Raw genomic sequence first — 15,450 nt, forward strand, 5'->3', positions numbered from 1 at the left:
GGGCAGTGCGGGCGTATCGTCCGTCCAGCCGTAGGCTGGCGGCTACCGCTGCAATGCACAAGCAAAGGTGCGTGTTCGACGATCACCCTGCGGTCGTCTCGGCAATCAGCACATTGGCGGGGATCCCCAAGCTCTTGTGCAGGCGTCGGATCATGGCAAGCGTTAGCGGACGCTTGCGGTTCAGGACTTCGTAGACGCGGTTTCGCTTGCCGATGATCGGCTCCAGGTCTTTGACGGACAGACCGCTCTGCTCCATGCGGAATTTGATGGCTTCTACCGGATCGGGCGCGGCGATGGGCATGTGTTTGGCTTCGTAGGCTTGCACCAGCGTGACCAGGATGTCCAGGCGATCACCCTCCGGCGTGCCCAAATCAGGGTCGGATTCCATCAAGGCCGAAATTTCCTGGAGTGCGGCCCTGTAGTCGGCTTCGGTGTGGATAGCGCGGATGTCCATGTGTTTCCTCGGTGGCCGTTCAGGTCGTTTCAACGGTTTCTGCATCGATGGCGTCGTACTCTTTGTGGGTGCCGACGAACTTCACGTAAACGATCTGCAACTTGTAGGCAATCGCCACAACCAGCCGGTAGTCATTGCCTTTGATGTTGAAGACCACGCGACGGTTCTTCATCACGCTGGCGTTGCGGTACTGCGCCTTGATGTCAGCGGGTTGGGTCCAGGTCGCACTCTTTGCCTCCTCATACCAGGCCTTCAGCGGCTGTTCAGCGTCGGGATGGCGCTCCCAGAAGGCCCGCAGCGTGGATACGGCAATCACTCGCACGGACGGCAGTGTAGTCCCATTGTGGGACTATGGCAACCCTGGGTGGGTGTCCATTACCCCGCCCGCGCGTGGTTGAGGGCGAGCAGCCGACGCAGGATTTCTTCGTCGGGCATGGCGGGCGTGTAGTCCGTCCAGCCGTAGGCGGCGGCCACGGCTGCGTCGAGTTCCCGGTGGGCGTGGGCCAGCCACGCCGGGCGGGCGTTGTACAGGTTGGTCAGGGTGCGCTTTTTGAGTTCGGCCTCAAAGCCTGGCCGGGGCACGGGGCGGCGCGGGAAGCCTGCTTGCTCCTCCTCGGGGGTGATGACCCATTCGACCCACTCGGGCGGGTTCAGCCACGCTTCGCGCAGGTCGCTCAGGCGCTTGGCGGCCTCGGCGATGCGGCAGGCCGCCGCGCGGCAGGCCGCGTCCGCAATGCGCGCGGGGATCAGCGCGCCGCTGGCGGTGGCCTCCGTTGCCTGATGCGCGTTGTCGGCAGGCGTGAGGCCAGCGGGGAAGGGGAAGGTTTCGAAGCAGTCGTGGGCGTTGTAGGTCGGGTCATTGCCAACACCATGGCGCGACGCATTGGCCAGTGCCCACGCGGTGTGCAGGCGCGAGGAGAGCACGCCAAAGGTGCAATCGTCCGCCCGGCAGATGGCGTATAGGCGGGAGTCAGGCAACACCGCTGCTGGCAGCCAGACGAAGAAGCGATGTTTGGCGACACGTGGTGTGGCGATGTAGCGCGACAACCCGGCCATTGCGCGGCGCATGGCTACACGTGGTTCTCCATGGCGCCACCAATAACGCCGGTGCCCCGCACGGTTGACAAGCTCGCGCACGGGTTTGACATGTTCAAGTACGTGCGCAAAAGGCGTTTCGTACAAGGCAGCATCAGTCTCGCTCATGTCAACCCCAAAATCGATGATCCAAGTATCGGATGGCCTACCGGCCAAGTCTTGGCCGTTGGCCCATGGCCGCAGCACGTCGGCATTCGGTCGACCGTTCGGGTTGGGGAGCGTAATCCATTCACGGGCTGTATGGCCTGGAATATCGAAGTTTCCGACTTTGATGGTTCCCTGAAACGCCGTGTCTGCGTTTTGTGACAGTGACCTGGCCCGCGTGAGATCAAGCTCAGTTGCGTGCGTCAAATCGGCATGAATCTCGCCGACCTCCTGCCCATCCAGCCGCGCCGCCTGCCCACTGTGGCCAAAGCACACGAGCGAGACGCGCACCGCCGCGCCGTCGTTGACCCACGGCTCGTCGCTCCAGGCTTCGAAGATGCGGGTGGTGGCGACGATGCGGTCCAGCACCCTGCGGTTGGCGCCCTTGCGAATGGCCTGTGTCGAGACCAACCCGGCACGCTGGCACTGGCCTGCTTCGATCTGCGCGCGGGCTTTTTCGAACCAGTAAGTGACCAGATCGGCCCCGCCGGGCACGCGGCCCGCGTACAGTGCCCGCAGCCGCTCGACGTAGGCGTCGCCCAGCTCGCCGCGCATTTTCTTGTCGCCCAAAAACGGCGGGTTGCCGACGATGACGTCGGCCTGGGGCCAGGGGGCTTCGCTGCCGTCCGGGGCCAGCAGCGCGTCGCGGCACTGGATGTGATCCAGCGGCGCCAGGATGGGGTTGCGCCGGATGTCGTAGCCGTGGCCCAGCATCCACTGGATTTCGCCAATCCACACGGTCACGCGGGCCAGCTCCGCCGCGTAGGGGTTGACCTCCAGCCCCAGCACGTTGGCCGGGCCGGTCTCGATGCTCAGTTGCCGGTGCAGGCCCAGCGCTTCGGCGTCCAGGTTGGCGCGGTGTTCCAGGTCTTTGAGCGCGCGCAGCGCCAGGTACAGGAAGTTGCCCGAGCCGCAGGCGGGGTCGAGCACGCGCACGTTGCGCAGCCGCTCCAGGTAGCCTGCAAAGGTGGCCTGCGCGGTCTTGAGGGCGGCTTGCGCGCCTTTGCCGCCCGCATGGTATTGGGCCATGGCTGCGGCAATGGTGGCCCTGGCCGCCTCCCATTCGGCGGCCAGCGGGCGGGTGATGACGGGTTCGATGAGCTTGGCGATGGTGCCGGGGTCGGTGTAGTGCGCGCCTAGCTGGCTGCGCTTGGCCGGATCAAGCCCGCGCTCAAAGAGCGTGCCAAAGATGGCGGGCTCGATGTTGGACCAGTCCATGCGCGCCGCCTGCAGCAGGGCTTGCGCGTCGGCGGGTTGCAGCGGCGGGGGCTGCACGACCTCGAACAGGCCGCCGTTGAACCAGGCGATGTCTTCCAGCAGGAACTCGCCGCCCTGACGCATGGAGGCAAACAGCTCGCCCAGGCGCTGGCCAAGTCTTTCAGGCGCGGCGGCGCTTTTTTCGACGATGCGCTCAAACAGCCGCGCGGGCAGCAGCCCGGCGTCTTCGGCAAAGAGGCAAAACAGGCACTGGATGAGGAAGTGCGCGACCTGCTGCGGGTCGGCGCCGCGCGCGGCGAGCGCTTGCGCGATGGCGGCAAAGCGCTCGGCGGCTTCGGCGGTGACGTCTTGCGTGGTGCGGCGCGGGCGGAATCGCTCGGGGTCGGTGAAGAGCCAGCGCAGCTTTTGCAGGTTGGCCGGCTGGCCGATGTCGGGCAGGGCGATGGTGTGGGTTTCGGACGGCGTGCCGGTGAAGTGGGTGTGAATCTGGATGGTTTCGCGGTCGCACGTCACCAGCAGCGGCGGGTTGTCCAGCGCCAGCGCGTAGGTCATGAGCTGGCGCAGCGCGTCGGCCAGGTTGCCGCCGGGGGCTTTGTTTTCCCAGGCGAAGCAGCCGCGCTTCCACACGTCGGCCCAGCCGCGCCCGGCGCCGGTGCGCGCCGCGCCGCGCTCGAAGCAGTAGTTGTCCGGGTCGTTGGGCGGCGGCACGCCCAGCATGGCGCACAGGTCGAGAAAGTAGGCCTGCGATCCGGCGCGCTCGGTGAGCGTGTTGCCGCGCCATTTGGCGATGAAGTCTTCTGGCGTCATGGGCGGCATTGTGGCCCAAGGATGGCGCGAGGCATGACGACACAGCGCCTCAAACAACAACAAACCGCCATGCGCACACAGGGCGACATGGCGGCTTGATGATGGCAACAGCCCTGGCGCATAACGCGCTTGGGGGCTGGGCCGTGCGTAGCGTGTGGTGCCGCAAAGAGGATTCGAACCTCCGACCTACTGATTACGAATCAGTTGCTCTACCAGCTGAGCTATTGCGGCCAGGCGACTTGCCAACCCGGGGCGGGCCGTATCGCTGCAAAGCTCACATTATACCGTGGTGGTGGCCTGCTGCGCGTCCGCTTCGTGGTGGTAGCGCGTGACACGCTCGACCTCGTTTTTGGAGCCCAGGATCACCGCCACGCGGTCGTGCAGGCCGCGCGGTTCGATGTCCAGGATGCGCCGGCGCCCGTCGGTGGCGGCGCCCCCCGCCTGCTCGACGATCCAGCCCATCGGGTTGGCTTCGTACATCAGGCGCAGCTTGCCGGGCTTGTGGGGCTCGCGTTTGTCCCACGGGTACATGAAGATGCCGCCGCGCGTCAGGATGCGGTGCACATCGGCCACCATGCTGGCGATCCAGCGCATGTTGAAGTCTTTGCCGCGCGGGCCGTCCTTGCCCGCCAGGCATTCTTCGATGTAGCGGCGCACCGGCGCGGCCCAGTGGCGCCAGTTGCTCATGTTGATGGCGAATTCTTTGGTGTCTTCGGGGATGCGCACGTTGTCCTGCGTCAGCACCCACGCGCCTTGCTCGCGGTCCAGCGTGAACATGGCCACCCCATTGCCCACCGTCAGCACCAGTGTCGTTTGCGGGCCGTAGATGCAGTAGCCCGCGGCAACCTGCTGACGTCCGGGCTGCAAAAAGTCAGCTTCACAGACCGGCTCGATCACGTTGGGGTCGTCGTTGGGGCGCTTGAGCACCGAAAAAATGGTGCCGATGCTGACGTTGCAATCGATGTTGCTGGAGCCGTCCAACGGGTCGAACAGCAGCAGGTACTCGCCCTGGGGGTAGCGGTTCGGGATGGGGTGGATGCCGTCGAGCTCTTCGGAGGCCATCGCCGCCAGGTGCCCGCCCCATTCGTTGGCGTCGATCAGCACCTCGTTGGCGATGACGTCGAGCTTTTTTTGCACCTCGCCCTGAACGTTTTCGGTGCCCGCGCTGCCCAACACCCCTCCCAGCGCGCCTTTGCCGACGGCGTTGGCGATGCGTTTGCAGGCGCGCGCCACCACCTCCAGCAGCAGGCGCAGCTGCGGCGTGATGGCGCCGTGCACGCGCTGCTGTTCGATCAGGTAGCGGGTCAGGGACACAGAGCTGGGGGTCATCGTGAGGCTCCTGGGGTGTCAATCGGCCAAGGCGCGGCTGACAACTTCGCGCACGTCGGTGCTGAGGCCCTCGTGCGCGGCCACGGCTTCGATGGCGGCGCGCGCCGCGCTGCGGTACGGCTCGGCCAGTTTGCGCCAGCGGTCCAACGCACGCGCCAAGCGCGCGGCGACCTGCGGGTTGAACGCGTCGATCTCCAGCACCCGGTCGCGCCAAAACGCGTAGCCCGCACCGTCGGCGCGGTGCAAGCCCGCCGGGTTGGCGTGGCAGAAGGTGCTGATGAGGCTGCGCGCGCGGTTGGGGTTGCGTAGGTTGAAGTCCGGGTGCTGCAGCAGCGCCTGCACGCGTGGCAGCGCGTCGCCGTCGCGGTCGGGGGCGCCGGCTTGCAGCGCAAACCACTTGTCCAGCACCAGCTCTTCGGCGTGGAAGCGGTCGTGGAACTGCGCCAGCGCGCGCTGTCCCAGCTCGTGGCCGGCCGTTACCAGCGCGCTCAACGCCTGGTAGCGGTCGGTCATGTTGGTCGCGTCCTTGAAGCGCTGGTAGGTCTTGCCCGGCCACACCGGGTTGCCGTTGTCACGCGCGGCCAGGCACAGCATGTGCAGCGCCAGGCCCGTCAGCGCGCGTCGGCCAGCGCTGACGGCGTCCGGGCGGTAGGCGCCGTTGTCCTTGTGCTGCTCGTAGGCCCACACCCAGTCGTCGTGCAGGGCGTGTGCCAGTTGACGCCGCATCGCTTCGCGCACGGCGTGGATGCGCTGCGGGTCCACCTCGTCGAGCTGCTCGGCGATGTAGGTCTCGGCCGGCAGCGTCAGCACCAGCTCCTTGAAGGCCGCATCCAGCGCGGGGTGACGCAGCACGGCGCGCATCGCCTCGAGGAAAGCGCCGTCGAGCGGCTCGTGCACGGGGCCCGCGGCGCGCACCGCGGCCAAGGCGCGGCGCAGCGCGAGTTGCTGGCCGGCTTCCCAGCGGTTGAACGGGTCGGTGTCGTGCGCCAGCAGCACCAGCAGCTCATCGTCGCTGAGGTCATGCTCCAGGATCACCGGGGCGCTGAAGCCGCGCAGCAGCGAAGCGATCGGCGCGGCCTGCAAGCCGTCAAAGACGACGGTCGTTTCGGGCTCGTGCAGCACCACCAGCCGTTCGGTGCCGGGCAGGGCGTGGCCTTGATGGTCCAACAGGCCCATCGCCACGGGAATGACGAACGGCGCTTTGGTCGGCTGCCCCGGCGTCGGTGGGCAGCTTTGGCGCAGTGTCAGTGTGTAGGTGCCCCGCTCGGGGTCGAACTGGCCCTGGGCGCGCACGCGCGGTGTGCCGGCCTGCGCGTACCAGCGCTTGAACGCCTCCAGGTGTTGCGCCAAGGGGCTGTCGGGGTTGGCGTCGGCCATGGCCTGGGCGAAGTCGTCGCAGGTGACGGCCTGGCCATCGTGGCGCTCGAAGTACAGCTTGAGTCCGCGCGCAAACCCCTCGCGGCCCACCAGGGTTTGCATCATGCGCACCACCTCAGCGCCCTTCTCGTACACCGTGACGGTGTAGAAGTTGTTGATCTCGGCGTACTGGTCCGGGCGCACCGGGTGCGCCATCGGGCCGGCGTCCTCGGGGAACTGGGCGGTGCGCAGCACGCGCACGTCCTCGATGCGCTTGACCGCGCGCGCCGAGGGGCTGCCCGCCATGTCCTGGCTGAACTCCTGGTCCCGAAAAACGGTCAGGCCTTCCTTGAGGCTGAGCTGGAACCAGTCGCGGCAGGTGACGCGGTTGCCGGTCCAGTTGTGGAAGTACTCGTGCGCCACCACGGACTCGATGTTGGCGTAGTCGACGTCGGTGGCGGTGGCCGGGTTGGCCAGCACGAACTTGGTGTTGAAGATGTTGAGGCCCTTGTTTTCCATCGCGCCCATGTTGAAGTCGCTGGTGGCGACGATCATGAAGCGCTGCAGGTCCAGCGGCAGGCCGAAGCGGGTCTCGTCCCACGCGATGGCGGCCATCAGCGACTGCATCGCGTGTTCGGTTTTGTCCAGGTCCGCCTGGCGCACGTAAATTTGCAGCAGGTGCTCGGTGCCGCTGCGGCTGATGATGGGCTGGCTGCGGCACACGAGCTTGCCCGCCACCAACGCAAACAGGTAGCACGGTTTGCGGTGCGGGTCTTCCCAGCGGGCGTAGTGGCGCCCGCCGTCCAGGTCGCCGCTGTCCACCAGGTTGCCGTTGGACAGCAGCACGGGGTACTTGGCTTTGTCGGCGCGCAGCGTCACGGTGTAAGTGGCCATGACGTCGGGCCGGTCCAGGAAGTAGGTGATGCGCCGAAAGCCCTCGGCCTCGCATTGCGTAAAAAACGTGCCCTGGCTGACGTACAGGCCCATCAGCTGGGTGTTTTTTTCCGGGCAGCAGGTGGTGAAGATCTCCAGCTCGAACGGCTCGGTGCCTTCGGGCAGCGCCTCCAGCACGAGCTGGCCGCCGTCCATCTTGAAGCTGGTGCCCTGGCCGTTGACCAGCACCCGGGCCAGGTTGAGCTCTTCGCCATCCAGGCGCAGCGGTTGCGCCGGCACGTCGGGGTTGCGGCGCACGCGCATGCGGTTGAGCACGCGGGTTTTGGCCGGGTCGAGGTCGAAGGTGAGATCGACGCTGTCGATCCAGTACGCCGGCGGCGCGTAGTCTTCGCGGCGCACGATGCGGGGGCTGCCTTCACGCAAAGCGGTCATGGGGTGGTTCCAGTGGGGGCGGTTGGGGGTCACACGCCTTGCTTGAGCGAGGCTTCGATGAACACGTCGAGGTCACCGTCCAGCACTTTTTGCGTATTGGAGACTTCGACGTTGGTGCGCAGGTCCTTGATGCGGCTTTGGTCCAGCACGTAGCTGCGGATCTGGTGGCCCCAGCCGACGTCGGTCTTGGTGGCTTCGAGCTGCTGCTGCGTTTCCATGCGCTTGCGCATCTCCAGCTCGTACAGCTTGGAGCGCAGACGCTGCCACGCCAAGTCGCGGTTGGAGTGCTGGCTGCGGCTGTCCTGCGCGGTGACGACGATGCCGGTGGGGATGTGCGTCAGGCGCACCGCCGAGTCGGTTTTGTTGATGTGCTGACCGCCGGCGCCGCTGGCGCGGTAGGTGTCGACGCGCACGTCGGCGGGGTTGATCTCGACCTCGATCGAGTCGTCGATCTCCGGGTAGACGAACACCGAGGCGAACGAGGTGTGGCGCCCGCCGGAAGAATCGAACGGGGACTTGCGCACCAGGCGGTGCACGCCGGTTTCGGTGCGCAGCAACCCGAAGGCGTAGTCGCCCTCGACCTTGATGGTGGCGCTTTTGATGCCGGCGGTGTCGCCGGGCTGCTCGTCTTCGACCGTGGCCTTGAAGCCCTTGCGCTCGGCGTAGCGCAGGTACTGGCGCAGCAGCATCTGCGCCCAGTCGCACGCTTCGGTCCCGCCCGCACCGGCCTGGATGTCGATGAAGCAGTTGTTGGGGTCGGCGGGGTTGTTGAACATGCGCCGGAATTCGAGCTTTTCGACCTCCGGCGCGATGCGCGCCACGTCGGCCTCGATGGTTTCCAGCCCGGCGTCGTCACCCTCGGCGCGCGACATCTCGAACAGTTCGGTGTTGTCGGCCAGCTCCTGCGCCAGCCGGTCCAGCACCAGCACCACGTCTTCGAGCGACTTCTTTTCTTTGGCCAGTTCCTGCGCGCGCTTGGGGTCGTTCCACACGCCCGGGTCTTCCAGCGCGGCGTTGACCTCGGACAGCTTCAGCGCCTTGGCATCGTAGTCAAAGAAACCTCCGCAAGTCGGCGACGCGCTGCGTCAGGTCTTGCAATCGGTTGGCAAGGGCGTTGAGGCGTTCGGCTTCCATCGTGCGTGTTCCCGTCGCAAACTGAGTCTGTGTTCAGTGGCTTGACAAACGTGCAATTTTCGCACGGCGTCCGCAGCCTTGCACGCCCCGTGCAGGGCGTGCCGGCGCACCACGGTGAAGCGGCGCGGGTCAGTCGCGCTGTCCGAGCTGCGCCACCACCATGCCTGCCACGATCAGCGCCGCGCCCGTCCAACCGCGCAGGCCGATGGCCTCACCCAGCACCCACCAGCCACCCAGCGCGGAAAACACCCCCTCGCTGCTGTAGATGATGGCCGCGTGGGTGGGGTGGGCGTGGCGCTGCGCGACCACCTGCAGGGTGTAGGCCACCCCGATCGACAGCACACCACCCCAGGCGATGGCGCCCGCGGCCGCCCACAGCGCCTGCGGTCCCATCGGCTCGGCGCGCAGCGCAGCCACCCCCCACGACAACGCCGCCGCCACCGCGTACTGCACGACGGCCAGGCGCAGGGCGTCGTGGCGCCGTGCGTAGCGGCCCACCAGCAGTACATGCACCGCCCACAGCAGCGCGCCGCCGAGCTGCAACCAGTCCCCCGGGGCGATCGAGGCGTCGGGCTGCACACTGAGCAGGTACAGCCCCGCCGTGGCCAGCGCCACCGCCAGCCACACCGGCGCCGCCACGCGTCGCCCGCCCAGCGCCAGCAGCAGCGGCACCAACACCACGTACAGGCCGGTGATGAAGCCGGCGTTGGACACGCTGGTGCCCAGCAGCCCCACCTGCTGCAGGTTGATGGCGGCAAACAGCACCAACCCCAGCAGCGTGCCGTCGCGCCACAGCCCGGTGCTGTCCACGCGCGGCACGGCTGCAAACGGGCCGCCGCGCCACGACCACAGCGGCGCGATCAGCGCCAGCCCCAGTGTCATGCGCGCGGCGGTGTAGGCAAACGGCCCAACGCTGGCCATGCCCAGTTGCTGGGCCACGAAGGTGGAGCCCCAGATCGCGGCGGTCAGCAGCATCAGGACGTCGGTGCGCCAATGGTGTGTGTTGGGCAAGGTGCGGTCCTCGGTCGGCGCGCGGCCACGGCGCGCGGCAGATGGGATGCCGTCCCGCGGTGCGCGCTGCGCGGCGTCACGCCAGGTGTTGTTCGATCAACTCGGCCACGCGCTGCGGCTGGTCGTGGTGCAGCATGTGGCCGGCGTCGTTCACGTGGGCGATGCGGCAGTGCCGCACCACCTGCAGGCGCCGATGGTACTCGGCCAGCGAGTGCTCGCCGCGTGGAAACCACTGCGCCAGGCTGTCGTCGCTGGCCTGTACCGCCAGCACCGGCGCTTCGATGGCGGCCCAGATGGCCAGCACCTCGTCCAGCCGGTACGGCTGGCTGCCGCGCACCTTGTGCGCCACGTCGCCCAGGATGACCCATTCGCCGTCGGGCTGCGTGGGGTCGGTCGGGCGCGCCCAGTGCTGCGCCAGCCACAGCGCGCGCTCCGGCGGCAGGCGGCGGTTGGTCTTCATCAGGCGTTGCGCCACGCCGTGCCGTCCGCGGTAGGTTTTCAGCACGATGTCGCCACGCCGCAGGGCCGCCAGCTCGTCCAGCCAGCGGGCCAGGTGGCGCGGCGCCTGGGCCGGATCGGTGGCGGGCAGCCCAAAGCCCTCCAGGTTGACCAGCCGGCGCACCCGCTGCGGACGCACCCCGGCGTACAGCATGGCCACGTTGCCGCCCATGCTGTGGCCCACCAGGTCTACCGGCGCGTCCAGCGCACGCCCCAAGCGTTGGTTGACCCGCTCGATCAGCGCGTCCAGGTCACCCAAGTAGTCGGCGAACAGGTAGTGGTCGCCCAAGCCGTAGGGCGGGGGTGCGTGCGCGACGTCCAGGTGGGCGGCGGTGCTGAGGCCAAAGCCGCGCCAGTCGGGCGCGATGCACAGCCGGGGTGTGCGCAGCGCATCGACGACGAACTGCCACGACGCCGACACGTCCATCCAGCCGTGCAGCAGCAGCACGGGGGGCTGCTGCGCCTGTGGCTGGCCCCAGTGGCGCAGGTGCAGCCGCACGCCGCGCAGCGTCTCGAAGGTGCTGTGCGAAGGTCGCAGGACTTGGTACATTGGCACCATTATCCCCACACCATGGAGCGCGTGCTGCCATGCCACGTCAACTGCACGACACCCCTGCTGCGGCGCCGGACCTGTACGCGGCGTTGCACGCCAACTTCCGCTGGCACGTGCCAGCGCGCTTCAACGTCGCGCAAGCGTGCGTGCACCGCTGGGCGCAGCGGCGCCGCCACGCTGGGGCGGTGGCCATCATCGAAGACGGCCCCGACCAGCGCCCGCAGCGACACACCTACGCCGAGCTGGCCGCCGAGGCCAACCGGCTGGCCAACGCGTTGCGGTTGCTGGGCGTGCAACGCGGCGAGCGCGTGGCCATCGTGTTGCCGCAGCGCTTCGAGACGGCGGTGGCTTACACCGCCGTGCTGCAACTGGGCGCGGTGGCGGTGCCGCTGTCGCAGCTGTTTGGCCCTGAAGCGCTGGCGTTTCGCTTGCAAGACAGCGCCGCGGTGGTGGCGCTGGTCGACGACGCCACCGGCCCCGGCGTGCAGGCGGTGCGCGCCCGCTGCCCGGCGCTGCGCCACGTGGTGGGGCTGACCGGCGCGTTCGAGCCCGACGTCATCGACTGGCCACGCGCCCGCGTCGGCCTGCGCAAGCGGGCCGCAGTCGAGGACACCGCGGCCGACGACCCCGCGGTGCTGATCTACACCAGTGGCACCACCGGCAACCCCAAGGGCGCGCTGATCCCTCACCGCGCGTTGATCGGCAACCTGAGCGGCTTCGTGTGCAGCCAGAACTGGTTTGGCTTCGACCCCTGGGACCCGCGTGTCAAGAGCGAGGCGGTGTTTTGGAGCCCAGCCGATTGGGCCTGGACCGGTGGTCTGATGGACGCCTTGCTGCCGACGCTGTATTTTGGGCGGCCAATCGTCGCGTGGCGGGGGCGGTTCGACCCGGTGCAGGCGTTTGCGTTGTTGCAGCGTCACCGCGTCACCCACACCTTTTTGTTCCCGACGGCGCTCAAAGCGATGATGAAGGCGGTGCCTGAGCCGCGCCGCCACCACCGCTTGCACCTGCAAGCCATCATGAGCGCCGGCGAGGCCGTCGGTGACGCCGTGTTCACCTGGTGCCAGGAGGCGCTGGGTGTCACCGTCAACGAGATGTTCGGTCAGACCGAAATCAACTACGTCGTGGGCAACTGCGCGCGCATCTGGCCGGCGCGCCCCGGCAGCATGGGCCGGGCTTACCCTGGCCACCGGGTGGCGGTGCTGGATGAAGCGGGCCAGCCCGTGCCGCCCGGCACGGTGGGCGAGGTGGCGGTGCACCGCCGCGACGTGCACGGTGAGCCCGATCCGGTGTTTTTCCTCGGTTACTGGGGCAACGACGCCGCCACCCGGGCCAAGTTCACCGGCGATCCGGCCGACAGCTGGTGCCGCACCGGCGACTTGGCCATCCAGGACGCCGACGGTTACCTGTGGTACCAGGGCCGCGCCGACGACGTGTTCAAGTCGGCCGGCTACCGCATCGGCCCCAGCGAAATCGAAAACTGCCTGCTCAAGCACCCGGCGGTGGCCAACGCCGCCGTCGTGCCCAAGCCCGACCCCGAGCGTGGCGCGGTGGTCAAGGCTTACGTGGTGCTGGCCCCAGCGTGGGCCGAGCGCCGGGCGCGCTGCGCCAACCCCGCCGAGACGTTTGACGCGCCGCTGGAGGCCGAGCTGCAACAGCACGTTAAAGGTCGGCTGGCGCCGTACGAGTACCCGAAAGAAATCGAATTCATCGACGCGCTGCCGATGACCGCCACCGGCAAAGTGCAGCGCCGCGTACTGCGCCTGCAGGAAGAGGCGCGCGCCCGCGAGCGCGCCACCCCCCAACCAAACCCTGACCGAACATGACGCAACCCACCGAGGACTCCGTGACGATGGCCATGACCCCTGTGACGCTGGCGCCCGACCTGCGCGTATCGCCCATTTGCCTGGGCACGATGACGTTTGGCGAACAAGTCGGCGAGGCCGACGCCCATGCCATCCTGGACCAGGCGCTGGCGTTGGGGATCGACTTCATCGATACCGCCGAGATGTATTCGGTGCCGGCACGCGCCGAAACCTACGGTGCCACCGAAACCATCATCGGTCGCTGGCTGGCCCAGCGGCCTGGCGTGCGGCAACGCATCGTGCTGGCCACCAAAGTCGCTGGCCCCTCGCGCGGCATGCCCTGGATTCGCGGCGAACAGGCTGGCCTGACCAAGGCCGAGATCATCGCCGCCTGCGAGGGCAGCCTGCGCCGGCTGCGCACCGACGTCATCGACCTGTACCAGATCCATTGGCCGGCGCGCAACGTGCCGATGTTTGGCGCGCTGGCGTTCGACCCCAGCAAAGACAAACCCTGCGCCAGCATCCTGGAGCAACTGGAAGCGATGGACACGCTGGTGCGCGCGGGCAAGGTGCGCTACGTCGGCCTGTCCAACGAGACGCCCTACGGCGTGCACGAGTTCGTGCGGTTGGCCGAGCAGCACGGGCTGCCGCGGGTGGTCAGCGTGCAAAACCCGTATTGCCTGATCAACCGCAGCTACGAAAACGCGCTGGACGAGACCTGCCACCGGTTGGGCGTGGGGTTGCTGGCGTACTCGCCGCTGGGTTTTGGGTTGCTGACCGGCAAGTACGACGACACGGGGTTGGCGCACGCCGGTCCGCCACAGGGTCGGCTGGCGCTGTTTGAGAGCATGCGCAAGCAGCGCTGGGGCCGTCCCGAGGCGCTGGCCGCGGCGCGCCGCTACAACGCGCTGGCGCGCCAGCACGGGCTGACGCCCACGCAGATGGCGCTGGCGTTTTGCTACCGCAACTGGCGCGTGGCCAGCACCATCATCGGTGTGACGTCGCTGCAGCAGTTGCACGACTGTGTTGCGGCCTGGCCGGTTGCGTTGTCGCCGGAGTTGCTGGGGGCCATCGACGCCATCCGCTGGGAGCTGCGCGACCCCGCGCAGTGAGCGCACGCTGGCACAATCGCGCCATCGCTTGGGCAACCGCAGGAGTATCGTTCGTGCCCGACCTGACCTCGTGGACCGCCGTGCTGGCGGTCGTGCTCGCCTACGCGATCGGTTCGTTGTCGTTTGCCGTGTTGGTCAGCCGCCTGATGGGGTTGGCCGACCCGCGCACCTACGGCAGCGGCAACCCCGGCGCGACCAACGTGCTGCGCTCGGGCAGCAAGGCCGCCGCGGCGCTGACCTTGCTGCTGGACGCTGCCAAAGGCTGGCTGCCGGTGTGGCTGGTGGCGCGCTGGGGCGCGGCGTGGGGCCTGGGCGATGGCGTCGTCGCCGCAGTGGGGTTGGCGGCGTTCGCGGGGCACTTGTTTCCGGTGTTTTTCCGCTTCCGCGGTGGCAAGGGCGTGGCCACCGCGGCTGGTGTGCTGCTGGCGCTGCAGCCCTGGCTGGGCGTGTTGGTCGTCGGCACCTGGATCGCGGTGGCGCTGACCACGCGCTACTCGTCGCTGGCGGCCATCGTGGCGGCGGTGGCTGCCCCGTTGCTGTACGGGTTGCTGGACGGCACGCTGTGGGATGCGCGCGGTCCGCAGGGGTTCACCGTGGCGGCGATGGCGGTGCTGCTGCTGTGGCGCCACGCGGGCAATATCCAGCGCCTGCTGGCCGGGCAGGAAAGCCGCATCGGCCAGCGCAACGGCGCGGCGTCACCCCCCGGCCCGCGCCGTTGAGGCACGGCGCGCCAGCCGCAGCAGGCTGGCGTGCGGCAGCCGCAGCCGTACCTCGGCGGCAGGCAGCGCCTCGGCGATGGCGTGCGCGGGGTCGGACGTGTCGAGCCACTGCGGCTCGGGCAGCGGTCGACCCTCGGCGTCCTGCACCCGCGCCACCCACGGTTCGGCAGGCCGGCCGCTGCGGCGCAGCACCACCGCCAGCGTGCCGTCGTGCAGCCGCACGAACGCCCCCGGCGGGCACACCCCCAACGTGGTCACCAAGGCGCGGTGGATCGGGTCGTCGGCGGGGCCATGGGGCTGCAATTGCCGTGCCCCCTGCACCGCGTCGTGCCCACTGCGCGACACGCGCGGGCTCAGCAGGGCGGCGTAGCGGTCGATGCGCTGCAGCACCTGCGTGGGCAGGTCCGTGACGTCGGGCTCATGGTGGTGCTCGACGATGTGCAGCCAGGCCGCGTCGCGCACGCCGCACTCGCGCAGGCACTGCGCCCCGCGTGCCGCGTGGGTGTCGATCAGCGCACGCTGTTGCGCGTCGGGCGGGTAGGGTTGCGCCGCCAAGGCGTCCTGCAGCGCCGTCATGCCAATGTTCATCGTCAGGGCCGCACGCTCCAGCGCGTCGGCCTGCTGCTCCGTCAGACCCAACGGCGCCGCCAGCAGCCGCGCCAGCGCCCAGCACGTCAAGGCATGGGCGGTGCTGTAGCCCACCGGTGTGGTGGCGCTGACGTGCAGCAGCCAATACAGCCCCGCATCTTCGTCCTCGCCCAGCAGGGCGCGGGCCTGCTGCAGCACGGCGTCCAACGCCGTGCTCCAATCGGCGCCGCGTTGCGGGTTGTGCAGCAAAGCGGCCAGGCGCAGCTCCAGCGTCAGCCAGCGGTCGGTCGGGTCGTCCATC

The 15,450-nt window shown here is 68.5% G+C and carries 12 protein-coding genes and 1 tRNA gene; 3 read left to right on the forward strand and 10 right to left on the reverse strand.

Translation table 11 applies throughout. From position 1 onward, the window contains the following. Positions 1-82: 82 nt before the first annotated feature. The 9 genes from EDC36_RS00420 to EDC36_RS00460 form a co-directional block, all read right to left on the reverse strand. Positions 83-454 carry a helix-turn-helix domain-containing protein gene (locus EDC36_RS00420; RefSeq protein ID WP_165902783.1) on the reverse strand — a complete coding sequence of 124 codons (372 nt, stop codon included), beginning with the start codon at positions 452-454 and terminating at the stop codon, positions 83-85. A gap of 19 nt (positions 455-473) precedes the next feature. Next, complete coding sequence (locus tag EDC36_RS00425) at positions 474-776, reverse strand: type II toxin-antitoxin system HigB family toxin (RefSeq protein WP_132961289.1); 303 nt, start codon at positions 774-776, stop codon at positions 474-476. A gap of 53 nt (positions 777-829) precedes the next feature. Beyond that, positions 830-3,718 carry a class I SAM-dependent DNA methyltransferase gene (locus EDC36_RS00430; protein ID WP_132961290.1) on the reverse strand — a complete coding sequence of 963 codons (2,889 nt, stop codon included), beginning with the start codon at positions 3,716-3,718 and terminating at the stop codon, positions 830-832. 155 nt (positions 3,719-3,873) lie between these two features. Then, positions 3,874-3,949 (reverse strand) — tRNA-Thr (locus EDC36_RS00435). A gap of 48 nt (positions 3,950-3,997) precedes the next feature. Further along, positions 3,998-5,047 carry a class 1 fructose-bisphosphatase gene (locus tag EDC36_RS00440; protein ID WP_132961291.1) on the reverse strand — a complete coding sequence of 350 codons (1,050 nt, stop codon included), beginning with the start codon at positions 5,045-5,047 and terminating at the stop codon, positions 3,998-4,000. 18 nt (positions 5,048-5,065) lie between these two features. Further along, on the reverse strand, positions 5,066-7,729 hold the full coding sequence (gene pepN, locus EDC36_RS00445; protein WP_390616628.1) for an aminopeptidase N: 2,664 nt from the start codon (positions 7,727-7,729) through the stop codon (positions 5,066-5,068). A gap of 29 nt (positions 7,730-7,758) precedes the next feature. After that, positions 7,759-8,863, reverse strand: a protein-coding gene (prfB, locus tag EDC36_RS00450) for a peptide chain release factor 2 (protein WP_132961292.1) whose coding sequence is annotated in 2 segments (ribosomal slippage) — positions 7,759-8,781 and positions 8,783-8,863 — 1,104 coding nt in all. Because the reading frame shifts where the segments join, the coding sequence is not laid out codon by codon here. 129 nt (positions 8,864-8,992) lie between these two features. Continuing rightward, the gene (locus EDC36_RS00455; RefSeq protein ID WP_243646408.1) at positions 8,993-9,874 is read right to left on the reverse strand and encodes a DMT family transporter; all 882 of its coding nucleotides are present in this window, start codon (positions 9,872-9,874) and stop codon (positions 8,993-8,995) included. Between the two features lie 76 nt (positions 9,875-9,950). Beyond that, entirely contained in the window at positions 9,951-10,922 is a 972-nt protein-coding gene (locus EDC36_RS00460; protein ID WP_132961293.1) for an alpha/beta fold hydrolase, read from the reverse strand. 38 nt (positions 10,923-10,960) lie between these two features. Here EDC36_RS00460 and EDC36_RS00465 point away from each other — a divergent pair, with 38 nt between their 5' ends. The 3 genes from EDC36_RS00465 (at position 10,961) to plsY (ending at position 14,561) form a co-directional block, all read left to right on the forward strand. Beyond that, a complete protein-coding gene (locus tag EDC36_RS00465; protein WP_132961294.1) occupies positions 10,961-12,751 on the forward strand; it encodes an acetate--CoA ligase in 1,791 nt (596 codons plus the stop codon). A gap of 32 nt (positions 12,752-12,783) precedes the next feature. Beyond that, positions 12,784-13,842, forward strand: coding sequence for an aldo/keto reductase (locus tag EDC36_RS00470; RefSeq protein WP_132961463.1), 1,059 nt, complete (start codon positions 12,784-12,786; stop codon positions 13,840-13,842). 62 nt (positions 13,843-13,904) lie between these two features. Then, a complete protein-coding gene (gene plsY, locus EDC36_RS00475) occupies positions 13,905-14,561 on the forward strand; it encodes a glycerol-3-phosphate 1-O-acyltransferase PlsY (protein WP_132961464.1) in 657 nt (218 codons plus the stop codon). Here plsY and EDC36_RS00480 read toward each other — a convergent pair. Beyond that, positions 14,538-15,449 carry an HD-GYP domain-containing protein gene (locus EDC36_RS00480; RefSeq protein ID WP_132961295.1) on the reverse strand — a complete coding sequence of 304 codons (912 nt, stop codon included), beginning with the start codon at positions 15,447-15,449 and terminating at the stop codon, positions 14,538-14,540. The two genes, plsY and EDC36_RS00480, sit on opposite strands and share 24 nt — an antisense overlap. Position 15,450 lies beyond the last annotated feature (1 nt).

The sequence above is a fragment of the Tepidimonas ignava genome (genome assembly GCF_004342625.1).
Taxonomy (GTDB): Bacteria; Pseudomonadota; Gammaproteobacteria; order Burkholderiales; family Burkholderiaceae_C; genus Tepidimonas; species Tepidimonas ignava.

Bases quoted from the DNA above. Each gene is read 5' to 3' on its own strand.
- EDC36_RS00420 (WP_165902783.1), bottom strand. From the start codon at position 454: ATGGACATCCGCGCTATCCACACCGAAGCCGACTACAGGGCCGCACTC.
- EDC36_RS00430 (WP_132961290.1), bottom strand. From the start codon at position 3,718: ATGACGCCAGAAGACTTCATCGCCAAATGGCGCGGCAACACGCTCACC.
- EDC36_RS00440 (WP_132961291.1), bottom strand. From the start codon at position 5,047: ATGACCCCCAGCTCTGTGTCCCTGACCCGCTACCTGATCGAACAGCAG.
- pepN (WP_390616628.1), bottom strand. From the start codon at position 7,729: ATGACCGCTTTGCGTGAAGGCAGCCCCCGCATCGTGCGCCGCGAAGAC.
- EDC36_RS00460 (WP_132961293.1), bottom strand. From the start codon at position 10,922: ATGTACCAAGTCCTGCGACCTTCGCACAGCACCTTCGAGACGCTGCGC.
- EDC36_RS00465 (WP_132961294.1), top strand. From the start codon at position 10,961: ATGCCACGTCAACTGCACGACACCCCTGCTGCGGCGCCGGACCTGTAC.
- EDC36_RS00470 (WP_132961463.1), top strand. From the start codon at position 12,784: ATGACCCCTGTGACGCTGGCGCCCGACCTGCGCGTATCGCCCATTTGC.
- EDC36_RS00480 (WP_132961295.1), bottom strand. From the start codon at position 15,449: ATGGACGACCCGACCGACCGCTGGCTGACGCTGGAGCTGCGCCTGGCC.